This window comes from Mycobacterium sp. Aquia_213, assembly GCF_026625985.1.
Classification (GTDB): Bacteria; Actinomycetota; Actinomycetes; order Mycobacteriales; family Mycobacteriaceae; genus Mycobacterium.
Genome location: NZ_CP113116.1, coordinates 5,772,518 through 5,793,992 on the forward strand (window position 1 = coordinate 5,772,518; position 21,475 = coordinate 5,793,992).

25 protein-coding genes are annotated in these 21,475 nt (G+C 65.9%); 14 read left to right on the forward strand and 11 right to left on the reverse strand.

Annotated elements, in window-relative coordinates:
* The first annotated feature begins 64 nt into the window (after nucleotides 1-64).
* The 4 genes from rpmB to rpsR are packed head-to-tail and all read left to right on the forward strand — an operon-like array spanning nucleotide 65 to nucleotide 1,029.
* Entirely contained in the window at nucleotides 65-301 is a 237-nt protein-coding gene (gene rpmB, locus LMQ14_RS26985; RefSeq protein WP_267732649.1) for a 50S ribosomal protein L28, read from the forward strand.
* Nucleotides 301-465, forward strand: a complete 165-nt coding sequence (gene rpmG / locus LMQ14_RS26990) for a 50S ribosomal protein L33 (RefSeq protein ID WP_267732650.1) — start codon at nucleotides 301-303, stop codon at nucleotides 463-465. The genes rpmB and rpmG overlap by 1 nt, the downstream gene beginning before the upstream one ends.
* Nucleotides 466-771 carry a 30S ribosomal protein S14 gene (rpsN, locus tag LMQ14_RS26995; RefSeq protein ID WP_267732651.1) on the forward strand — a complete coding sequence of 102 codons (306 nt, stop codon included), beginning with the start codon at nucleotides 466-468 and terminating at the stop codon, nucleotides 769-771.
* Nucleotides 772-1,029, forward strand: coding sequence for a 30S ribosomal protein S18 (gene rpsR, locus LMQ14_RS27000; protein WP_267732652.1), 258 nt, complete (start codon nucleotides 772-774; stop codon nucleotides 1,027-1,029).
* On the opposite strand, the gene LMQ14_RS27005 is transcribed toward rpsR, so the two are convergent.
* The 3 genes from LMQ14_RS27005 to LMQ14_RS27015 form a co-directional block, all read right to left on the reverse strand.
* Nucleotides 1,026-2,390: an aldehyde dehydrogenase family protein gene (locus LMQ14_RS27005; RefSeq protein ID WP_267735700.1), complete on the reverse strand. Its 1,365-nt coding sequence runs from the start codon at nucleotides 2,388-2,390 to the stop codon at nucleotides 1,026-1,028. The genes rpsR and LMQ14_RS27005 overlap by 4 nt on opposite strands.
* Before the next feature lie 34 nt (nucleotides 2,391-2,424).
* A complete protein-coding gene (locus tag LMQ14_RS27010; RefSeq protein WP_267732653.1) occupies nucleotides 2,425-3,516 on the reverse strand; it encodes a phenazine antibiotic biosynthesis protein in 1,092 nt (363 codons plus the stop codon).
* Between the two features lie 116 nt (nucleotides 3,517-3,632).
* Complete coding sequence (locus tag LMQ14_RS27015) at nucleotides 3,633-4,406, reverse strand: SDR family oxidoreductase (RefSeq protein ID WP_267732654.1); 774 nt, start codon at nucleotides 4,404-4,406, stop codon at nucleotides 3,633-3,635.
* Nucleotides 4,407-4,604: 198 nt separating this feature from the next.
* On the opposite strand from LMQ14_RS27015, the gene LMQ14_RS27020 reads away from it, so the two are divergent.
* Nucleotides 4,605-5,594 (forward strand): amidohydrolase family protein, encoded by a 990-nt coding sequence (locus LMQ14_RS27020; RefSeq protein ID WP_267732655.1) that lies wholly within the window; start codon nucleotides 4,605-4,607, stop codon nucleotides 5,592-5,594.
* Here the strand turns inward: LMQ14_RS27020 and LMQ14_RS27025 are convergent.
* A complete protein-coding gene (locus tag LMQ14_RS27025; RefSeq protein ID WP_267732656.1) occupies nucleotides 5,591-6,547 on the reverse strand; it encodes an oxygenase MpaB family protein in 957 nt (318 codons plus the stop codon). The genes LMQ14_RS27020 and LMQ14_RS27025 overlap by 4 nt on opposite strands.
* Nucleotides 6,548-6,637: 90 nt before the next feature.
* Between LMQ14_RS27025 and LMQ14_RS27030 the strand changes: the two genes are divergently transcribed.
* The 3 genes from LMQ14_RS27030 (at nucleotide 6,638) to LMQ14_RS27040 (ending at nucleotide 9,491) form a co-directional block, all read left to right on the forward strand.
* Nucleotides 6,638-7,231, forward strand: coding sequence for a TetR/AcrR family transcriptional regulator (locus LMQ14_RS27030; RefSeq protein ID WP_267732657.1), 594 nt, complete (start codon nucleotides 6,638-6,640; stop codon nucleotides 7,229-7,231).
* Between the two features lie 20 nt (nucleotides 7,232-7,251).
* A complete protein-coding gene (locus LMQ14_RS27035) occupies nucleotides 7,252-8,631 on the forward strand; it encodes an adenylate/guanylate cyclase domain-containing protein (protein ID WP_267732658.1) in 1,380 nt (459 codons plus the stop codon).
* A 125-nt stretch (nucleotides 8,632-8,756) separates the two neighbouring features.
* On the forward strand, nucleotides 8,757-9,491 hold the full coding sequence (locus tag LMQ14_RS27040) for a class I SAM-dependent methyltransferase (RefSeq protein WP_267732659.1): 735 nt from the start codon (nucleotides 8,757-8,759) through the stop codon (nucleotides 9,489-9,491).
* A 3-nt stretch (nucleotides 9,492-9,494) separates the two neighbouring features.
* On the opposite strand, the gene LMQ14_RS27045 is transcribed toward LMQ14_RS27040, so the two are convergent.
* From LMQ14_RS27045 to LMQ14_RS27055, 3 genes are all read right to left on the reverse strand, one after another.
* The gene (locus LMQ14_RS27045; protein ID WP_267732660.1) at nucleotides 9,495-10,301 is read right to left on the reverse strand and encodes an SDR family NAD(P)-dependent oxidoreductase; all 807 of its coding nucleotides are present in this window, start codon (nucleotides 10,299-10,301) and stop codon (nucleotides 9,495-9,497) included.
* Between the two features lie 9 nt (nucleotides 10,302-10,310).
* Nucleotides 10,311-10,769 (reverse strand): SRPBCC family protein, encoded by a 459-nt coding sequence (locus LMQ14_RS27050; protein ID WP_267732661.1) that lies wholly within the window; start codon nucleotides 10,767-10,769, stop codon nucleotides 10,311-10,313.
* Nucleotides 10,770-10,838: 69 nt separating this feature from the next.
* On the reverse strand, nucleotides 10,839-11,531 hold the full coding sequence (locus LMQ14_RS27055) for an SDR family oxidoreductase (protein WP_267732662.1): 693 nt from the start codon (nucleotides 11,529-11,531) through the stop codon (nucleotides 10,839-10,841).
* A gap of 85 nt (nucleotides 11,532-11,616) precedes the next feature.
* Between LMQ14_RS27055 and LMQ14_RS27060 the strand changes: the two genes are divergently transcribed.
* Nucleotides 11,617-12,237, forward strand: coding sequence for a CGNR zinc finger domain-containing protein (locus LMQ14_RS27060; protein ID WP_267732663.1), 621 nt, complete (start codon nucleotides 11,617-11,619; stop codon nucleotides 12,235-12,237).
* On the opposite strand, the gene LMQ14_RS27065 is transcribed toward LMQ14_RS27060, so the two are convergent.
* A complete protein-coding gene (locus LMQ14_RS27065; RefSeq protein WP_267735701.1) occupies nucleotides 12,191-12,952 on the reverse strand; it encodes a 5'-methylthioadenosine/adenosylhomocysteine nucleosidase in 762 nt (253 codons plus the stop codon). The two genes, LMQ14_RS27060 and LMQ14_RS27065, sit on opposite strands and share 47 nt — an antisense overlap.
* Before the next feature lie 612 nt (nucleotides 12,953-13,564).
* Between LMQ14_RS27065 and LMQ14_RS27070 the strand changes: the two genes are divergently transcribed.
* Nucleotides 13,565-14,170 carry a PaaI family thioesterase gene (locus LMQ14_RS27070; protein WP_267732664.1) on the forward strand — a complete coding sequence of 202 codons (606 nt, stop codon included), beginning with the start codon at nucleotides 13,565-13,567 and terminating at the stop codon, nucleotides 14,168-14,170.
* Nucleotides 14,171-14,173: 3 nt separating this feature from the next.
* Here LMQ14_RS27070 and LMQ14_RS27075 read toward each other — a convergent pair whose 3' ends face one another.
* The 3 genes from LMQ14_RS27075 to LMQ14_RS27085 are packed head-to-tail and all read right to left on the reverse strand — an operon-like array spanning nucleotide 14,174 to nucleotide 17,351.
* Nucleotides 14,174-14,938, reverse strand: coding sequence for a DUF2127 domain-containing protein (locus LMQ14_RS27075; protein WP_267732665.1), 765 nt, complete (start codon nucleotides 14,936-14,938; stop codon nucleotides 14,174-14,176).
* Between the two features lie 48 nt (nucleotides 14,939-14,986).
* Nucleotides 14,987-16,375, reverse strand: coding sequence for an MmgE/PrpD family protein (locus tag LMQ14_RS27080; protein WP_267732666.1), 1,389 nt, complete (start codon nucleotides 16,373-16,375; stop codon nucleotides 14,987-14,989).
* 49 nt (nucleotides 16,376-16,424) lie between these two features.
* Nucleotides 16,425-17,351, reverse strand: a complete 927-nt coding sequence (locus tag LMQ14_RS27085) for an IclR family transcriptional regulator (RefSeq protein WP_267735702.1) — start codon at nucleotides 17,349-17,351, stop codon at nucleotides 16,425-16,427.
* A 97-nt stretch (nucleotides 17,352-17,448) separates the two neighbouring features.
* Here LMQ14_RS27085 and LMQ14_RS27090 point away from each other — a divergent pair, with 97 nt between their 5' ends.
* From LMQ14_RS27090 to LMQ14_RS27105, 4 genes are all read left to right on the forward strand, one after another.
* On the forward strand, nucleotides 17,449-18,492 hold the full coding sequence (locus tag LMQ14_RS27090; protein ID WP_267732667.1) for a zinc-binding dehydrogenase: 1,044 nt from the start codon (nucleotides 17,449-17,451) through the stop codon (nucleotides 18,490-18,492).
* Nucleotides 18,489-18,914, forward strand: coding sequence for a nuclear transport factor 2 family protein (locus tag LMQ14_RS27095; RefSeq protein ID WP_267732668.1), 426 nt, complete (start codon nucleotides 18,489-18,491; stop codon nucleotides 18,912-18,914). Before LMQ14_RS27090 ends, LMQ14_RS27095 begins: the two co-directional genes overlap by 4 nt.
* Nucleotides 18,915-18,918: 4 nt before the next feature.
* Nucleotides 18,919-19,737, forward strand: coding sequence for an SDR family NAD(P)-dependent oxidoreductase (locus tag LMQ14_RS27100; RefSeq protein WP_267732669.1), 819 nt, complete (start codon nucleotides 18,919-18,921; stop codon nucleotides 19,735-19,737).
* A 419-nt stretch (nucleotides 19,738-20,156) separates the two neighbouring features.
* On the forward strand, nucleotides 20,157-21,461 hold the full coding sequence (locus LMQ14_RS27105) for a sodium:proton exchanger (RefSeq protein WP_267732670.1): 1,305 nt from the start codon (nucleotides 20,157-20,159) through the stop codon (nucleotides 21,459-21,461).
* Nucleotides 21,462-21,475: the final 14 nt, after the last annotated feature.

The window sequence follows — 21,475 nt, forward strand, 5'->3', positions numbered from 1 at the left end:
CAGTGCCGGGCAGACCTTGTCGAAAATGATCTTCAATAACCATATGTCGCGCAGAGGAGGCGTCATGCCCATGCACTGTCAGGTCACCGGCCGCACAGTGGGTTTCGGTAACTCGGTGTCGCACTCGCATCGCCGAACCCGGCGGCGGTGGACGCCCAACATTCAGACCAAGACCTATTACCTGCCGTCGGAGGGTCGACGCATCACGTTGCGGGTGAGCGCCAAGGGAATCAAGGTCGTCGACCGCGACGGCATCGAGGCGGTGGTCGCGCGACTGCGCCGCGAGGGTCAGCGCATCTGATGGCGCGCAACGAGATTCGACCCATCGTCAAGCTGCGCTCGATGGCGGGTACCGGTTACACCTACATCACCCGCAAGAACCGGCGCAACGACCCCGACCGGCTCACGCCCAGGAAGTACGACCCGGTGGTCCGCCGCCACGTCGAGTTCCGGGAGGAACGCTGAATGGCCAAGAAATCCAAGATCGTCAAGAACGACCGGCGTCGCGCGATCGTCGCCCGCTACGCCGAGCGTCGAGCCATGCTCAAGGAGATCATCCGATCACCGGCAAGCACTGCCGAACAGCGGCTGGCCGCACAACAGGCGCTCGCCCGCCAGCCGCGCGACGCCAGTGCCGTGCGGGTACGCAACCGTGACGCGGTGGACGGCCGCCCCCGCGGACACCTGCGCAAGTTCGGGCTGTCCCGGGTGCGGGTGCGCGAGTTGGCGCATCAGGGTCAACTTCCCGGTATCCGTAAGGCGAGTTGGTAGATGGCCGGCAAATCGAAAGACAAAGCCCGGCCCAGCCGGACTCAGCCGTTGGAGAAGAAGCGGAACCTGCTGAGCAGCCTTGGCCTCAAGTACGTTGACTACAAGGACATTACGACGTTGCGGATGTTCATGTCCGAGCGCGGCCGAATCCGGTCTCGCCGCGTCACCGGCCTGACGGTGCAGCAGCAACGGCAGGTGGCCACCGCGATCAGGAATGCCCGCGAGATGGCGCTGTTGCCGTACATCAGCGCCCGCTAGTCCCGGACGAATCCCTTGTTGCGCATCAGCACGTCCGCGAGGAATCCGTCGTGCGGAATCTCGGGCGCGCTGTAGAACGTCGGGTGGTTTCCGCGGTAGACGTTGCTGACGGTGGGGTCGCCGAGCACACTATCGATCAGAGCGTCGTCCCCGGTGATCACATTGATTACCAACGAGTTTCGTAGCGGCGCCAGGCCTGCTTCGCGCGACCACGGCGACACCCACACACAGGGGAACGGCAGTTCGACGTTGAGCTTGTCGACATCGGGCTCGGCCAACAGATGCACGGCCGGACGCAGGGCGGCATATCCGTCGCCCACCGCGGCGACGACCTGATCGGCGCCGAGCAGCGCGGTGGTGCCCGCGGCCTTGGTCGCCAGATAGTCCGCCAGCGCCTGCGCTTTTTCGACGGGCTGAGTCGGCAGGATGGCCCGCTCGTCCTCGGTGGGCAGCGGTTCGATGGTCGCCAACTTCTCGGCGATCGCCGCGGCCAGCGGGGCCGGGTCACCCTCGTAGAGCACCGCGGTGGTGTTAACGCACGCCATACCACCGAGGTTGGCGATCGAGTCGACGATCAGATCGAGGTAGTCGCGCCAATCGCGATCGGCGGTGATCACGATCTTGGCCCGGCCGGGTCCGTTCACCATCACCGTCGGATCGACGGCGTATTTGTCGACGACGTCCTGACCGCCGTACACCATGGCGAGATCGGCGCAGCGGATGATCTCGTCGGCTCCACCATGATCGGTGGGCAGAAAGACGACGTCCTCTGGCCGAAATCCCGCTTGGCGCAAGGCGTTGACCAGTCGATGGCCGGTGAAGGGTTCGCGCCGCGACGGGCGCACCGCGACCCGGTAGCCCAGGGCCAGCGCTTGGGGCCACAGGCCGTGTACGCCTGGCCCGTTGCCGGCGGCGTGTACGGCGAACACCTCGCCGCGCCGCGTCCAGACCGCGCTGCCGGCGCGGGTGCGCTCCTCGCGCCAGTCGCGGGCCGCGCCGATCGGCTGGGCCGGGCGCACCGCATCGAATGCGTGGGCAACGGCGTCGGCCACATTGCGGGCCCCGGCGCGGGTGACCACGATCGGCACTCCCGAAATCCGGCTGGCGAGTTCGACATAGGCGTCGAAGCCCAGGCCGCCGACTTCCGCCGTCGCAAAGATCTCGGCCGCGGCGGCCAATGCCTTTTCCCGCTCCGCGACCGGCAGCGGCGCGACCTTGCGCTGCGCGCCGATGGTGCGCGATACATACAGCGGCGGCACCAGACTCAGCTCGGCGACCGGTACCCCGGCCGTGCTGGTGACAATCTCGCGGTTGCGGGTCCGGTACTCGCCGCTGGGCCCCAGTGCGTCAAGTAGTACCAGATCTGCTGTCATACTTGATGTTTCGCCAGACACCTCAGTACACGCCCTCGATGACCGGCTCGCCCTCGAAGGTGGCGACCGGCCGTACCGCGCTGACCGAATCGCTGAGTTCCGCTGCGGGACCGGGCATCCGGATCGCCATGTCGCGTTCCAGGTTGTTCGGCAGGAACATGCCCTTGCTGATGTGGTTCATCACCACCTGGCCGAGCTGCCCATAGGGCACTTGCTCTCCGGTGTCGGGATCGATCACCCAGAACACGACGTAGGGTGTGCGCGGGTCGAAAACGAATGCGTCGCCGTCGGTTCGGGTGACCGCCTGCGACAGAATCATGGTGCTGCCGAACGCCATCGTGATCGTCGTCTCGGGGAAGATCTCACGCAGCAGGTCCAGCGTGTCGGCGTCCACGTGCGCACCGCTGAGCAACAGGTAACGAATCTTGGCGTTCACCAAGTCCACCAGGTCGTCGTTGCGGGCAATCGCCTCCAGCAACGGCGGCGTGGCATGCAGGTTCGCGACGTTCTGCGTCTGCAGAACGTGTACCGCCTGCTCGAGGACGTGGTCGACGTAGGCCGCCACTTCCCCGGCGGCATTGCGGGCCGCGATCTTCTTCACCCACCGGGGGTCAAGGTCGATCGCATGGAACGCCGCGCCCAGTCGCTCCGAGACCAGCCGTGAGAAATAGCTCACGCCATGTGGGCCGCTCGGCATCAGGCACAGAAAGCCCTGGCCTCGCACGAAGCCGCCGGTGGCGAAGTCCTCGGTTTGCCATTCGATGACTTGCGCGACCCAATCCGGAAGTTGCGCAGTACGTTTCGGAGCCCCGGTGGTGCCACCGGATTCGAAAACCTGCGGCACCGGCGGCGGTGAGCCATATCCGCGTGGGATCAGATCTTCGACCGGCACATTGCGCAGCTCGCTGAGCAAGTTCGGAAATAGCCGCAAATCGGTGAAGGTCTTGATATCGGTCAACGGGTCGAAGTCCAGCGTCTTGGCGATCCGCAGCCAAAAGGCGGAGCCGGTGTCCTCGCCGAAGTGCCAGGCGATCGCCGCACGCAGGAACGCATCAGGGTCGTCGACCGGTGCCGATCTCGGGACGTCCAACAACGAAAAGTCGGTCTCGGCCATGTCATCGATCCTGTCGCATGCCGGTCCCGCCCGCCACGCAGGCTCAGGTCTGACCGGGCATACAAAGACTGAACGTTAGGCCATACCGCAGCGAATTCTGGGTTACCGCAAGGGTTTCACTTGCCCGCGGTCCGCTGCCAGGCCGTGATCGCCTCGTTGAAGGCGGGATAGATGTCGTGATAGGTGCCGTCGCGCTCGGCGTAGCGGAAATTCTTGACGCGCTCCACCACGATCTCCGCGGCCTGCGGCTGCGACTGCAGCAGCGCCATAGTCTCGGCGACATACTCGTCGAGCGGCATCGCTCTCGGGTCCATTCCGCGCTCGCCTTGCAGCGCGGTCTGCACGTGGGGCGGAATGATTTCGATGACCTGGACCGCGGTGTCGCGAAGCTGGAAGCGCAGCGACTCCGTGTAGGAGTGCAGTGCGGCTTTGGAGGCGCAATACGTCGGCGTAAGTGCACTGGGCATGAAGGCCAGGCCCGAGGTCACGTTGAGGATCGCCGCGCGCGGCTTTCGCAACAGCGCCGGGAGCAATGTCGAGATCAGCCGGATCGGGCCCATCAGGTTGATCGCGATGCTCTGCTCCGCCGCGCCGGCATTGCTGGCGGTGAGGTCCTCGACGCGCTGAGTCCCGGCATTGTTGACCAATACGTTGAAGTTCGGATAACGGTCTGTCAGCTCGACGGCGAACCGCCTGACGTCGGCCGCGTCCGATTGATCCAGCGACAGGTAGCCGATGCCGGGATTGGCTTCGACGACGGCCTGCAGCAGCTCACGACGGCGGCCCGCGATCACCACCTGGTTGCCGAGCCGGTGCAACGACTCCGCCAAACCGCGGCCGATTCCGGTGCCGCCACCAGTGACCAGCACGGTATTACCCGTCATTTGCATGCTTGTGCTCCTCACGCTCGGGGCTGACGTAGCGCAATGCCCCAATCTACTGTGGGCTAGCCCACAGTTGCCGACCCGTATGCAGCCAGCTTGTATTCACTTCACGCATGTATGCCATGCGAGATATTCATTTCACAAATAGCGGTACCAAGCGCAGAGTCGAAGGAGGACCGAGCAATCCGACAGTGAGGAAAGCCGATGCGGTACATCGCCCTAGAGGAAGCGTTTTTCATCCCCGAGCTGGCCGAGCGCCAGCCCACCACCCAGCATCAGCAGCTGCAGAAGCGCATGGCGCCGGAATACGCCCAGCGCTGCGGACTCCGGCTCCCCGACCTCGGCGAACACCGGCTGGCGGAGATGGACGACGCCGGCATCGACATTCAGGTGCTTTCCCTGACGTCACCCGGTCTGCAGGTCGACATCGACGCCGAACGGGCCCGCGACAATGCCCGCTTCGCCAACGACCACCTGGCGAAGGCCATCAGTGAAAATCCGGATCGATTCCGCGGGTTCGCGGCGTTGCCCCTGCAGGATCCCGCCGCCGCGGTGGCCGAACTGGAACGCGCCGTCACCCAGGACGGCTTTTGTGGCGCCCTGGTCAACGACTGCATCACCGGACCCGGCGGCCGCTACCTGGATGCGCCCGAATACGACGAGCTGTGGGCAGCGCTGGAATCCCTTGGCGTGCCACTGTATTTGCACCCCGGCGCACCGCCGGCCGACCACTGGCAGGTCATCGAGGGGCGACCCGAGCTGTACGGCGCCACCTGGAGCTGGGCCGCCGAGGTCAGCGGGCATGCACTGCGAATCCTGTTCAGTGGCGTGTTCGACCGGCATCCGGCGGCGACGATGATTCTGGGTCATATGGGCGAGTTCCTGCCGTTCCAGCGCAGCCGAATCGACTCTCGATTCGCGTCGACGTCCCTAGGGGCGACCAGCACGCTTCGGCGGGCGCCGTCGGCCTACCTCGGCACCAACATCGTCTTCACCAACAGCGGGGTGTTTTCACCGGCGGTGATGCTGGGAGCCGTGCTGGAGGTCGGCGCCGACGCGCTGATGTTCTCCATCGATTACCCCTACGAGTCCTCCTACGACGCGGTCCGGGGATTCGAGCAGACGACGCTGTCCGCCGTCGACCGGGAGAAGATCGCGCACGGCAATGCCGAACGGCTGCTGGGGATCAGCTAGCCGGCGCGGGTGTGCAGCAGGCGCGGGTCAACGCCCGCCCGGCGCCATGCCGCCGCCGCCCACGGCGTGTAGAGGAACCACAGCGGAAAGCGGCGGAGCACCGGATTCAACGCGCGCACGACGGCCGCAAAACGCTGAAACCGCTTCTCCTTCTTGGCATCCCACTCCAGTTGGCACACCGCGCGCATCTGCGCCGGCATGGTTCCGACCAGCACGAGACGGGTGTAGGCGTTCAGCGGCGCGGACAGGATCTTCCACAGCGGCTTGGGCATCCAGCGCGGTCCCGGAATCCCCTTGCGGATGTACCCGGTGCCGTACAGAACGGTCTTGTGCGGCACGAATCGCTCGAGCATGTCGTCCCAATAGGTGACGAAGTCGGCGTAGGTCTCCGGTTGGCCGCGCCCGCTGACGCCGTAGAGGCTGTACCAGACCTTGCCTTCGGTGAAGATCTGTTCCTTCTCCGCGTCCGACAGCCGCCGGATGAACATGTCGGTGTTGTAGATGACCTGGTCGACGAAAGTGGCGTGCGCCCAATAGAACAACTCGGGATTCAGGGCGTGGTACCGCGAGCCGTCGCTGATGGTGCCCTTGATCGGTTTGTGGAAGTCGCGGACCTTGCGACCCCACTCGTGCGGGTCATCGGAGTAGACGGTCTTCATCAACGGCGGTGCGGTTCGCTTGGCGCGGCCCAACGTGTCGCTGAAGATCACCGAATGGTCGAGCACGCCTTGGGCAAGCTGCTCGATGCAGTTCTCGACACCGGCGACGCGCTGAAAGCCGAAGAATTGCGTGCGGTGATCGCCGTAGAACTTCCAGATCAGGGATTCGGGCCCCAGGCGCGGTGCGGTCTCGGCGATCTCGTCGTCAATTGGCATCGGGACCGCTTCGCGAACGCCGGTATCAAAACGGGTGCCGGCCGTCGGGCCGGCCAACTGGCCATTCCGGGCAGTCATGCCCACCTCCCCTGAAGCGTTGACACAAAAGTGTATCTTTGTTCCAAAGCTAGCATTCGTGCGCCGAAATAGCCGTGGGGGTGGTGATCCATGCAGAGCCTTGACGGCACTCTCGCCGAGATCGCCGATATCGACCGCACCATCCTGGACAACGCGCGGGCGGTCTTCGAGACCTACGGGGTGCGCCGCGCGAATATCGAGGACGTCGCCGCCCGGGCCGGGGTCAGCCGCAGCACCATCTACCGGCGTTTTCCCACCAAGGATGACCTGGTCGAACAGGTAGTGCGTCGGGAGGGCGAACTCTTCTTCGCCACCTTGGACCGGGCCACCGCCGGCTGCAATCCGGCCGAAGCGGTGATCGAGGCGTTCACGCTGGGTGTGCACCTGGTCCAGGACTCGCCGTTGTACTCGCGCATCGTGGAAAGCGAACCCGAGCTGTTCGGGCTGTTCTCCCGATCGCACGCCTTCCCGATCAGCCAATTCGCCGACGGGATCGCCCACACCCTGCGCAGATGCGGGGCGGACATTCCCGAAGCCGACCTGGCCAACATCGCCGACGTTCTGTTGCGCGTGGCGCTGGGCATCATCGTCTTCCCCACCGACCGGCTCGACATCTCGGATCATGCCGCCGTCCGGGCGTACGCCGCACGCTATCTGGTCCCCATCATCGGCGACTTGTCATAGCCCTGCATTAGCCTGATGACGTGGCGCCGGTTCCGCGGACCCGGTACGCCAGTTGCGGCGAGATCGACATCGCCTATCAGGTCTTCGGCGATGGCCCGATCGACCTGCTGGTGCTGCCGGGTCCACTCATTCCGATTGACTGTGTCGACAGCGAGCCGTCGATGTACCGCTTTCACCGTCGGCTGGCGTCCTTCTGCCGCGTGATCCGGTTCGACCAGCGCGGAATCGGCCTGTCGTCGCGGCTTCCTTCGCTGGACATGATCGGGCCGAACTCCTGGGCACAGGACGCGATCGCCGTGATGGACGCGGTCGGCTGCGAGCGGGCGACGGTCTTCGCCCCCGGTTTCACCTCGCTGGCCGGGCTGGTGCTCGCCGCCGATTTTCCCGAACGAGTGAGCAACCTCGTGATCTTCAATGGTGCGGCAAAGACGCTTCGTGGTCCCGACTACCCGATCGGCAGCGACGAGAGCGCCGCGGAACCGTACACGACGGTCGGGGTCGAACCGGACGCCGTCGAGCAGGGCTTCGACATGCTCGGCATCATCGCTCCGTCTGTGGCCGCCGACGACGCATTCCGCGCGTGGTGGGACCACGCGGGCAACCGCGCCGCGTCCCCGAGCATGGCTCGTCTCTTCATCGAGACCATCCGGCGCTCCGACGTTCGCGACACGTTGGAGCGCGTCGCCGCACCGACACTGATCCTGCACCGCGACAATGCGGAGTTCAGCCCGATCGAGCACGGCCATTACCTGGCCGAGCACATCGCCGGGTCGCGCTTCGTCGAGCTACCCGGCGAAGACGCGCTGTACTGGGTGGGCGACACCGCGCCGATGGTCGACGAGATCGAGGAGTTCATCACCGGCGTGCGCGGCGGCTCGGACGCCGAGCGCCTGCTCACCACGATCGTGTTCACCGACATCGTCGGCTCGACCGAGCGCGCCGCCCTGCTCGGTGACGACCGGTGGCGCGATCTGCTGGACAACCACGACGCGATCGTGCGCCACGAGCTGCAGCGCTTCTCCGGCCGCGAAGTCAACACGGCCGGAGACGGATTCGTCGCCACCTTCAGCAGCCCGAGCGCGGCGATCGCGTGCGCGGACGGCATCATCGACGCGGTCCGGGTGCTGGGGATCGAGGTGCGGGTCGGAATTCACGCGGGCGAGGTGGAGGTGCGCGGCGGCGCCGTGAAAGACGATATCGCCGGCATGGCTGTGCACATCTGCGCCCGGGTCGCCGCCCATGCCGGCCCCAGCGAGGTCTTGGTGTCGTCGACGCTGCGCGACATCGTCACCGGATCGCGGCACCGATTCACCGACCGCGGCGAAAGCACACTCAAAGGCGTGCCGGGTGAGTGGCGGTTGTACGCCCTGGTGACCGCGCACGCGGTCGTCAAGCGTTAACGAAGGCCACATTCTCGGCGGGTCGAGGCGACCGAAGGCCGCGCGTAGGCTGCGTTGGGGGAAGCGTCGCCATCGCGGCCCCCGGATTTCGGCGTACAGCTTGGCATTTGATCGAAGGAGTACGCATGACCGACGTGCACGTCTCGCTTCCTCCCGCGTTGCGCCGAGCGCTGGATCTGCTGACCGATCCGCCGGCGGACCCGGACGCGAGCAAGGGTTATCTCGATCTGCTCGGCAAATCGGACGACGTCCCGAAGAACACCGGTCCGATCCAGGCGGCGTGGGCATCGCCGATCGGCTCAATGCTGTACGACAACGCCCAGGCTTTCTCGCGACGGCTTTTCGCCGCGTTGCAACACCCCGCCGAATGGCTGGACATCCCGCCGGGCGGAACCGTGTTGGATGTCGGTTCCGGTCCGGGCACCGTCACCGCGTCACTGGCACGGGCCGCGGGCAAGGACGGACTGGCCCTGGGCGTGGACATTTCCGAGGCGATGCTCACGCGTGCCGTACGCAACGAGGCAGGCCCGCACGTCGGCTTCATCAGGGCCGACGCACAACGACTTCCGCTGCGCGACAACACTGTCGACGCGGTGGTCTCGATGGCGGTACTGCAATTGATTCCGGATCCGGCCGCCGCCCTGGCCGAGATGGCGCGGGTGCTGCGACCCGGCGGACGGCTGGCCATCATGGTCCCGACCGCGGGACGTGCCGCGCGGGCCTGGCAGCTGCTGCCCAACATCGGGGCGCACATATTTGGCGAAGACGAAATCGGCGACATCCTCGAAGAGAACGGGTTCGTCAGCGTGCGCGTCAAAAACATCGGCGCGTTCCAATGGGTGCGGGGCAAAAACGGTTGAGGCTCAGTCGTGTTTGAACGCCGGGTGACCGCGTACCAATAGCGGCAGCAACGACTCGGGCGGCGCGATTCGGAAGAACGCCGACGCGATCCGGTTGAGCCGGCCGGGGACCACGACCGCCTTGCCCGCGGCCAACCCGTCGATTCCGGCCTGCGCGACCTTGTCGGCGGGAATCCACATCACCCGCGGCAGAGCGGCTTCGGCTTCCTCCTTGCTGAAGCCCGCCGCCTCACCGAATCCGGTGTCCACCGGCCCCGGACACAGCGCGGTCGCGGTCACGCCGGTACCGCGCAATTCACCGCGCAGGCTGTGGGTGTAGGACAACACGAACGCCTTGGCGGCGCCGTACGCCGCCTGGCCCGGCAGCGGCCCGAATCCGGCCACCGACGAGACATTCAATACGGCGCCTCGACCCCGGTCGACCATTCCGGGCAGAAACCTGCTACACAGATCGACCACGGCGGCCACGTCGACCTCGACGAGGTTAACTTCTTTCTCGGGAACAGATTTCGCGACGAGCCCGAGTGTCGAGAGCCCTGCGTTGTTGATCAGGATGTCCGGAGTCAGGCCGAGGGCGGCGACGCGGTCCGCCAGAGTCGCACGCGCCGATCGATCGGACAGGTCGGCGGGCAGTGGGTGCGCGTTCGGACCGAGGCGTTGGGCGAGTCCGTCGAGGCGGTCGGCGCTGCGGGCTACCAGCACGACCTGATAGCCGCGTCGCGCCAGTATCCCGGCGAACTGTTCGCCGATGCCCGAGGACGCACCGGTAACGATTGCGGCGCGGTCGCTTCCTGCTGGGGGGAGAGGCATACCGAGTTCTTACTCGAAGCGCTGGGCGAGCATGGCGAGCTTGTCCATCGACTCGCGCAGCATCTCGGGCGTCATCGAACGCGCCTTCTCCAGCCGCTTCGCGTCGGTCAGCGCGGTGAAGTCGTAGGTGTGGGTGACCGTGGTCAGGGTCGAGTTGATCTCGCTGAGCTCCCAGCGCCACAGGTGGCCGGGCGGCGGCTTTCCGGGTTCCGCAGGCTGCCAGGCGATCTTGGTCGCTTCGATGAATTCCACGACGTGGTTCTCCCGCACGGCACCGTTGGTCAACGTCGTCTTGAACACGTCCCCGACGCCGCGGACGCGCTGCCCGGGAGCCGACGAGGCGAGGTTGTCGTTGCCGTCCCAACTGGGCTGGCTGGACGGCTCGGCGATCAGCTCGAAGATTCGCTCGGCGCTGGCCGAGATGGCGCGCGTGGCGCTGACAATGCCTTCGGGATCGGTATCAGCCATACGCCAATCCAAGCACGCCGAGCACGCCGATGGGGGCCGGCATCATGCCGACCCCCATCACGTGATTTCTCAGTGCGCGCCCACCAGCTGGGCCGGGCTCGACAGCGCCGCCTTGGCCTGGCGGCTGTCCTCGTCGGCCAGCACTTCGACCTGGCCGTCGCGGATGCCGTCGACGATTTGCCGTGCCACATCTCGCGGGTCGTTCTTCGGCACGTCGAACGCGGTGGTCATGTCGGTCTCGGTGTAGCTCAGGTGGACCGAGGTGACCAGCGTGTTCTGCTTCTCCAGCTCGATGCGCAGCGAGTTGGTCATCGACCAGATGGCCGCCTTGGAGTCACCGTAGCCGCCGAAGCCGCCCACCCAGGCCAACACGGAGCTGATGTTGACCAGCGCCCCGCCGCCGTTTTCGGCCAGCACCGGCGCGAACGCCTGGGCCACCCGAAGCGCACCGAAGTAGTTGGTCTCGAACACCTCTCGAACCTCGTCGATGTCACTGGTGACCAGCTTGGGCGCACCGAGGACGCCGGCGTTGTTGATCACGATGTCGGCATCCGAGGCCACAATCGCCAGTGCCGCAACCGAATCCGCCTTTGTAACGTCGAGCGCTACGCTGACGACGCGAGGGTCGTCGCTGGGCTTGGGTGACCGCGCCGTGGCGTAGACCTTGGCCGCGCCCTGGCTCAGAAACTCGTCCACGATGGCCTTGCCGAGTCCGCGCTGTCCGCCGGTGACCACGACCGTCGATCCCTTGATGTTGACCATGATCCGTACTCCTTGACTTAGGTGAAATAGCTTTGCTTCTGTCACGGTAATTGCTTGATGCGACATAGTCAAGTAGAATTTGGTTATGTCTGAATGGCCTGCGTCACACCGCTTCGAACTCGCTACAGCGCCCGGCGGCCTTGGGTTTGTCCACGACTTCCTGAACACGGCCGACGAGCCCGATCTCCTCGCCGACACCACGCTCGCGCAGGATTGGTTGGCCGGTGCGGTACCGACCTGGGCGGAGCTCCGCGGCGTTCCGGCCGAGCCGCCTGCCGTCACCGGCGCGGACCTACCGAAGCTTCGCGCTTTGCGCGCCACGATCGCGCAGCTGGTGCGCGGAGAAGCGCCGGGCACGGCCCCAATTTCCGCGTCGCTCGCGGTGTCCGAGAACGGTGAGGTCCGGCTGGAGCCCGCCGGCAGCGGGTGGCGCTGGCTGGCCTCGGCGCTCTGGGGGGAGATCCTGCTGAGCCAGCAGGCCGGCACCTGGCGACGACTAAAGCAATGCCACAACCACCCGTGCGAGTCGACGTTTTACGACCGTTCGAAGAACAACAGTGGCGTGTGGTGCAGCGTGAAGACGTGCGGCAACGTCGCGAATCTGCGGGCCTCGCGGGCCCGCCGGCGCGAACGTGAGCGCGCCGCGGAAGACGGCCGGCTCAGCCCAGCGCCGGGAGCAGGTGCAGCAGGACGCGCGCCGAACTGATCGCGACCTGCTCGACAAAGAGATTGAAATCGACGCCGGAGTCGGTGCCGGCCAGGTCGGATAGTGCACGGATCACCAGCCAGGGAATGCCGAATGCCTCGCAGACCTGCGCGAGCGCGCCGCCTTCCATTTCGATGGCGAGGCCGCCTAAGTCGTCGTGCAACCGGCTGCGGGTGGACTCGCAGTGCAGGTACTGGTCACCGGTCAAGACGGTGCCGTAGGTGATCGCCGGCGGGGTGCCGGTACCGCCCGCCGCCGGGGGCAGCGCCGGAAGGGTGAATCCCTCCAGACGGCGTGTGACGCGATCGAAGAGTTCGGGTTCGACCGGGTAGCCGAAGCGCTCGGTCGGGTTGATGAACGGAACATGCCCCGGCTGATAAGGCGTTAGCCGCCCGTCCTCGATGAGCCCGAAGTCGTGCTGCGCCACCCGGTCGGCGATCACGATGTCACCGATGTGCAATCGCGGATCCAGTCCGCCCGCTACCCCGGTGAAAACAATTGTGTGGCAATGGAATCGGTCGGCCAGCAGCGTTGCCACCAGCCCCGTGTTGACCTTGCCCATGCCGGCCGCGGCCAGCACCACCCGGTGCGCATCGAGTTCGCCGGTCTCGAACGTGGTCTGTGCGATCTGTTCGCGCTGCGCTTCCGACATGATGCTGCGCAGATAGGCCCACTCTTGCGGGATTGCGCAAATGACGCCGATCGTCACCGCGATCCGCTCCCGCGCAACTCGAACTCCAATCGCCGCGCACCGGCCCTGGTACCGCCGGCGATTGTATCGACCCGGTCAGGGGGTCAGCAGCGCTCCGCACCTCGGCGCATGACGCGCGAGTCATCTCCCTGCCCGCGCGACTTGCTTCTGCGCACAAGGTTCAGCGCGTCACAGGCGCGCGCTTTGATCGGGGCAACTACGTCAAGGTTGGTAGCGCTCTGGTTGATCAAGGTCTGCAGTGTTGGCACAGTCTCGACCCCTCCTCCACCGGCCTAGTCAGCCGACTCGTCAATTTCACCGCGGCTGTTTTACAAGTGTGCAGCAAGCGGGTAAACGCAGTGCTAATGCGGTTTGTGGCGTGGCGCACATTCCCGGGCGCGCTGTCCCGTCGACCACTTCCGCGGACCGCCCTGACCAGGGCTAATCCGGTTGATGCCCAGAAATCGCGGCGCCCGGCACACCCACGGCATCGTGGTACGCCGACGACACAAGGTTGGATTCACGCTGGCGAAAATGCTGCTGCCACAAGGGAAATCCCCTAAGCCCAACGCTGGACGGTTCCAGTGTGCCACATGCGGGGCCGCCGCGTTGCGAACGGACTGTTAGGTTGCCTATATGTCTGACGAGATGCTCTGCATTGACTATCGCCGGCTCGAATCGGTTTACGGTCCGCTGGCCGAGTCAATCCGGCGACTCGTCGACCTCAGCATCAGGACCGAAGCCGATCCCTCGACCGTCGCGGCTGCCAAGGCCAAAATCGACAGTGCCGCAGACGAATTGAGCTCCTCGGCGCGGCCGGGACCCTTCGGTGTACAGGTGACACCGGACGGCGAGACCATCGCATGGGGCAACGCGGTGGTCGGTCTGCGCAACCCGGTCGCCCCACCGCTGGTGCTCCATCACGAAGCCGACGGACTGGTGTGGTCCGAGTTCACCCTCGGCGCGGCATACGAAGGCCCGCCGGAGCACGCTCACGGCGGGGTGTCTGCCCTGATCCTCGACCACGTGCTGGGCGCGACGGCCCACAAGCTGGGTCGGCCTGCCTACACCGGCACCCTGACCTTGCGTTACCGGCGCCGTACGGCGCTGGGGCGTCCCTTGCGGGCCGAAGCGCACATTGACCGCATCGAAGGGGTCAAGACGTTCTCCGTCGGTCATATCGCCGACGAGGACGGCGTCACCGTGGCGGCCGAGGGCATTTTCATCAGCCCAAAGACGTGACCGTCAGGTCGTCATAGCGGCCCGCTCGACGTCGAGCAGCTGCTCGCCGCGTCGCTCCTCGTCGTAGGCCTTGCGGCCGCCACGCGCGCCGAACAGCCGTTTGGAGACCACTAGGTAGATCACCGCCAGGATGTTGATGCTGAACGTAACCAGGCGCGTCATCGTGATGCCCTTGGCCAGGTCATGGATCTCCAACGGCAGGAACACCGCGGTGGCGATCACCGCGAAATATTCGCCCCAGCGCTTGAGTAACCACAGGCCGACAGCCTCGAGCACCTCGATCAAGGCGTAGGCGGTCAGCATCAGGGTCAGCAGCGCCAACGTGGAGGGTTTGGCGGCCAGCGCCTTTTCCAGCTCGTGCACGAGCGTCATTTGGTCGACCTTGAATCCGGCGGCCCGCAAGATCGGCAGGTCGCGATCGAGGGTGGCCTGGATGGATCCCCGTGCACCGCGAAACGTCCACACCGCGTACGCCGCGAGCGCGATCACCACCGCCCGGAACACGCGCTCGACCGCGAGCGCACGAATGATGATGGCTTGCCGTAAGGCCTTGCCGCGCATGATCATCGGGGCGTCTTCAGCGTGACCTCGGCCATGCGGCTCGCCGATGACGAATTCCCCGCAGCGGAGGCAGCGCCAGACCTCGCCGAGTCCGGTGGTGCCGCTGAGCCGGTCGGCCAGTCGCTGTTCTTCGGGCGCGTAGGTGACGTGGCCTGCGAGCGCGCAGGTGACTAGCTCCCACCGGTTGATGCCGCGATCTTTGCGCATGGACGATCATTCAACGCGGGCAGCAAACGATGCAAGAGGGCGCGCGGGTCAGAACCGCGGCCGGCTGCGCGGACGCTGCGGCACCGCGCTCACCGCGCCCAACAGTCCGGTGAGCTCGCCGATGGCGATCTCGTCGATATGTTCGACGGCAGCGACGATGTCGGCCCGCAGCAACTCGTCGCAGAACGGCTCGGCAAGCCATCCGAACTTGTCCACCACCCGGTCCCACGTCATCGGCCGGGTTGGTGATCCCTCGTAATCGCTTTCTTCGCGCGCGAATTCCCGTCCATCGCGGGTGCGGACATACACCCGCGTCGCGGTACGTTGCGGATAGTCCGCGGTGAGGTCGGCCGCGGCGACGACGTCGACGCGAGCCAGCAACTCCTGGACATCGCTGCGCAGCACACGTTCGTTCTCCAGCTGTTCGGGGCCCACTCCACCGTCGAGCAGCGCAACGGCGCTGAGGTACTTGAGGTTGTAGTCGGCCTGTTCTTTGGTCTGCGGATGGTCTTTGGCGCCGTAGGCTCCCCCACCGGCGATGTCGTACGCGGTCTGAAAGACTTCGACGGTCACCCGCGCGACGTCGTCGCCGCGCAGATTGTTGTCCGTCCGAATCGCCAAGAGCGCGTCGATGATGGCCTGTCCGTGGATCAGTGCGCAGTACTGCTTGAGGTAGGTCTGTTCGACCGCCGTGAGTCCGCGGTCGGCGGTGTTGAAATCGATTGGCTGATCGAAGAGTTGGACCAGCCCGTGCGGGCCTTCGAACAACGACCTGGGCCCGGTGATCCCACGGCCGGTCAATATCGTCGTGTACACCGCGCGCATGCCGGTGATGGCCGGGGAAATGCCTTTCCAGTTCGAAACCGGCTCGGCGTGGACCGCGGCGACCGAGACGTTGTCGGCCGCCGCCGCCGCGATCGCGTGCGCGGTGCGCTCGGCGTCCAGCCCGAGTAACTTCGCAGATCCGGCCGCAACCGACATCGCCAGCTGCAGCGCGTGGTTGAGGCCGCGCGCCATCACGGGAACCTGTGCGCTGAAACGACATTGGACCTCGTAGGCGACCGCGAGAGCGAGCAGGAAATCGGCGCCGGTGGCATTGACGTACTCGGCCATCGCCAGGACGGCACCGAAGTTGTCGGCCGGGTGACATAGGCCGCCGACCGTCAGGTACGTGTCGAGCAGGTCGGGATAGCGCACCAGCACCGCGTTGAAAAATGCGGCCTGATCCACCGAGGCCCGGCCACCACCGACGAGCGTCGCCGAGGCGCTGCCGCTGAACTGTCCGGTGTGCTCCCGGATCGTCGCGATGAGTTCACCGTCGAGTGAACCGACGGCGCAGGCAATGCTGTCCAGCACGTTGCGTTTCAGCAGCGCCCGTGGGTGCGCACTCAGGTCCGACGGCTCGGCACCGACGACGAATCCTGCGAGATCGTCCACAACATACTGATGTGCCATCGCTTTTCGCCCTCCGCCGCCACCTGAGACCTTAGGCCCGGCGGCGACGCGCGCCGGTGTGCTCCTCGAGGTCCACCACCGGCGGGTGCTGCTGGGCTTCGCTGATCGTCGTCGTTTCCGCGGTGAGCTTGTTTCCGATGACCTGGATCTGCCGCGAGCTGAGCGGAGACAGCGGGTGCACGGCAAGCATCATGGCGACTTGGCCGCGGCGGTCGAAAACCGGTGCGGCGATGGTCACCACGGGCTGTTTGCGGCGACCGGGGTTGTCGTCCGACAAGAACCCGATGGTGGTGAACTCGACGAGCAGTTGGTCCAGAATGTGCCGGACCGGGGTCGGCATTTCGTTGCTGTCCAACGTGCCGACCACCTGGACGGCCTGAGCCAGCGCGGGCGTTGTCCAGTCGACGTCGAACCCACGCTCGCGGGTATGCGCGAGGATGCGTTCCAGCCGCTGGATGCGATCGGCATTGCTGCCCGTGCCGCGACGAATCCACGCGCGCTGCTCTTCGTCGGTGTCCCAAGCGGCGAAAGCGACGCCGAACGGCGGCGCGTACGGGATGCGATCGCCGGGTATCCCCGCGGGCTGGGTGGCGGGATCGCCTTCGAAAGCGGTGACTACCAACGAATCGCCGAACCGCTCGACCACCGAACCGGCGTAGCCGACCTCGCGGGAAAGTCGCAGCGCCGCCGAACGTGCGGCGTGCGCCAACGGCCGAGCGGTGTCCATCCGCGCCGCCACCACGGCGAGCGCCGGTCCCAGCGAGAAGGTCTTCGCGACGGGGTCCCGGCTGGCCCAACCACGATCGCACAGCGTCTTCAGGATCGCGTGCACCGTCCCCTGCGTCAGGTCGAGCTCGCGCACGATGTCGGAGAAGCGCATCCGCGTGTTTCCGGACCGCGCCAGCAACTCGACAACGTCGAGTACCCGCGCGGTCGGCGCCGAGGTGGATCCGCGAATGGCTTGACTCCTTTGAGACCGGGTTCCTACAGTTATAGCGAACATTCGACAGATTAACTCGATTATTCGAGAAAATGAGGCAGACGCTTTGCGTGCTGTGGTTTTGAGAGACGGTCGGCTGACGGTCCGCGAGACGGCCGACCCCGAGCCCGGGACGGGTGAGCTGCTGCTGCGCACGCTGAGCACCGCGATCTGTGCCTCGGATGTGCACTTCATGGACCACCCTGAACTCGCCATCGACGACCCGACCGGACGTTCGCTGTACGACACGGATCGCGACATCGTGCTCGGCCACGAATTCGTCGGCGAGGTCATCGGACATGGACCCGGCTGCTCGGACCAGTTCGCCGTGGGCACCCGGGTGACCTCGATACCGATACGCCTGGTGGATGGCGGGGCCGGCGGGGTGCGGATCATCGGCCAGCACCCCGAAGCGCAGGGGAGTTTCGGTGAGCTGCTGGTGATTTCGGAGGCGGCCGCGAAAGCCGTCGCCGGTGACATTGGCAGCGACGCCATCGCGGTGGTCGATGCCTTCGCGGTCGGCGAGTTCTACGTGCGCTCGGCAGACATCCAAGCGGGCGAGATCGCCATCGTCATCGGCGCGGGGGCGATCGGCCTCTCGGCCGTCGCCGCCTTGGCATCCCGCGGCATCGAGCCGATCATCGTGGCGGACTACAAGGCCGATCGGCGCGCACTGGCCCGAGACAGCTTCGGCGCGCACGTCGTCGTCGATCCCGCGGAGAAATCGCCGTTCGACGCCTTCAGAGATGTTCGTGCCGAGCGTGGATTGCCCGGCCCCGCAGTCGTATTCGAGTGCGTCGGTGCCGCGGGCCTGATCCAGAATATTGTCGAATCCGCCGAAATGCTGACTCGTATCTACTGTGCGGGCGGCTGGTACACCGGGGATACCCTGGACATCACCACCGCGACCCGCCAGGGCGTCACGATCCAATTCGGCGGCGGACCGCACCCCCAGGATTGGTACGGAACGCTCGATGCCATCGCCTCGGGGGAGCTGGATCCGCTTCCCAGCGTCGGGAAGGTGATCGGCCTCGACGAGGTTCCCGACGCGCTCGATCTCGCCCGCCGATCCGACGGGCCACCGCGCATCGTGGTCCACCCGAACGGAGACATCGCATGACCGAACGAGAAGACCGGCAGGACATCTCCGATCTGCTGGTGCGCTACGCCACCGGGATCGATCGTCGCGACTGGCCCTTGTTCCGCACCCTGTTCAGCGACGATTGCGAACTCGACTACGGCGAGATCGGCACCTGGCGTGGCGTGGACGAAGTCACCGACTTCATGGACAAGACGCACGCGATGGCGGGTCATACCCTGCACCGCTTATCCAATCAGGCCATCACCCTCGATGGCGACAAAGCAACGGCGCGAACCTATATCGACGCGGTCATCATGATGGGCGACAACCAATCCGGCGTCAACGCCTGGGGCTTCTACGACGACGAGATCGTCCGGACCGCCGATGGCTGGCGCATCGCGCGACGGCGCTTCACCCAGGTGCGCATCACGGCATTCGGGCCAATGACGGAGCAGGGGTGAATCGATGACCTTCGCAACCAAATACGGACCGTGGGCTCTGGTGGCCGGCGCCTCGGACGGCGTGGGTGCCGCATTCGCCACGGGCCTCGCCGAGCGCGGCGTGAACGTCGTGCTGCTGTCCCGCCGGCAGGCCGTCCTCGATCAGGTTGCGGCCCAGATCGAATCCCAGACGGGCGCCCAAACCCGCACTCTCGCGATCGATCTCGCCCGCTCGGACGCGGCCAGCGCAATCGCCGAAGCGACCGGGGACCTGGAGATCGGCTTCCTCGTGTACTGCGCGGGTGCCGACCCGAATTATCAGCACTTTCTTGATAATTCGATCGAAGCCGCCGAGGCGATGGTGCAGCGCAACTGCATGGTGCCAATGCAGCTATGCCACCACTTCGCCCCCGCGATGGTCGAGCGAGGCAGCGGCGGGATCGTCATCTTCTCCTCGGGCGCCGCATTGGCCGGCAGCCCCAACATGGTCGCCTACGGCGCATCCAAGGCATTCGACATGGTCTTCACCGAAGCGCTCTGGGCCGAACTGCATCCCAAGGGCGTCGATGTACTCGGTCTGATGCTGGCCAAGACCAACACGCCCGCATTGCGGGAACTCGAATACAGCCGTGGCCAGATAAGTTCGCTGGACGAGATTCCGGCGGGTGCATGCTCGGCGGACGAGGTCATTGCCGAGGCGTTCGAGAACCTGACCAATGGGCCGACCTGGATGGCCGGCGACATGATGCGCGCCGGCGCGCAAATGATCGCGGGGCTTACGCGGAAGCAGGCAGTCGAAATGTTCACCCAAGCCGCGGTTGCCGCGATGGGTCCAGACCACTAGCGACTTGCCCCGGCGGGCTTGACCCGGGCGATCAGGAAGCGGCCGTAGCGCGGCCGACGCCCTATCCGATGTCGAGGACTCGCAGGGCGTCGGACGGAACCCTGGGCTCCAGCAATGCGTCGTAGTGGACGTTGACGTTCCACGGCTGCTCCCCAGGCTGACCGAACACTCCCCCGAATCCGTCCCAAAGCCCCCAGAGTCCCCGCAAGACCCCTAGATCGGTTTGCCACAATCTGAAGTTAGTTGAGCCTAACTTTCGATATTGAGTACTCTGGCCAGCAAATATAGGTGGCCGACCGGCGCCGCGTGGCATACTCACAACGTTGCTGGATCTGGGTATAGCGGGGTACCTTTGGCGGGCAGGTCAAGCCACGGCCGCGAGCCAAGTAGCCATTCATGATCGGCACCCAGAGTGAAGGATGACGATGCTCGCCACTGACAGGGCCATCGCCTCGGCTCCGACGACGGCACGCTCGCCGCGGCGGACCCTCCTCCGTTCAGCACTGATCACCGCGATGTTCATCGCCCCCGCGGTCGTGGTCCGAGTCATCGGCCTGCGTCCGGACCCGGTACTCGCCCTGCTGATCTTCGGCGCCGCGGTCGTGTCGGCCAGCTTCCTGCTGGCGTGGGCCGCCGAGGCGGCGCAGATCGACGTCTCCGGCGGACTGGCGATCGCGGTACTCGCCCTGGTCGCGGTGCTGCCCGAATACGCCGTGGACCTCTACTACGCATTCGTGTCGGGTCACAACCCGGAATACACCCAGTACGCGGCGGCCAACATGACCGGATCCAATCGGCTGTTGATGGGCCTGGGCTGGCCGGTCGTGGTGCTGGTCAGCATCGTGGCGGCGCGACGGGTCGGCTCGGGCAAAACGACCGGCCTGACACTGGAGCCCGCCAATCGCGTCGAACTCGGGTTCCTGATGATCGCCGGCATTGCCGCATTCGCGATTCCGGCCGCCGGCGAAATCCACCTCACGCTGGGGTTGGCGCTGCTGGCCTGGTTCGGTTTTTACCTGTACAAAGTCAGCCACGGCGACGTCGAAGAGCCCGACCTGGTCGGTACCGCCGCAGCTCTCGGTGAACTGTCGGACCGGACCCGTCGCATCGTCGTAGTCGGCCTGTTCGTGGTGTCCGGGGCAGTAATCCTGCTGTGTGCCAAGCCATTTGCCGACAATCTTGTCGCCGCCGGCACCGAGCTGGGCATCGACCGGTTCCTGCTGGTGCAGTGGCTGGCACCGTTGGCCTCCGAGGCGCCCGAGTTCATCATCGCGACCATCTTCGCCGCCCGCGGCAAGGGCACCGCGGCCATCGCCACGCTGATCTCATCGAAGGTCAACCAGTGGACGCTGCTGATCGGGTCGCTGCCGGTCGCCCACATGCTCGGTGGTGGCGGCTTCGCCCTGGAGCTCGACTCCCGCCAGCTCGAGGAAATCTTGCTCACGGCCGCCCAGACCTTGATGGGTGTCGCGGTGATCCTGGCGCTGCGCTTCGGCCGGGCGGCCGCGTGGACGCTGCTGGGATTGTTCATCGTTCAGTTCCCGCTGACCTCGACCTCAGAGCGACTGGTGCTCTGCGGTGTCTACGCCGTGATCACCATCGGCGGGCTGATCGTCAACCGCCGCCACGTGGCTGCCACCCTGCAGGCGCCGTTCCTCGGAACGGCCGTCCGGCATGCCGGTCATCCGCACCACCCGGCCGAGGAGTCGGTGCTCCCGACGTAGCACGCGCCAACTGC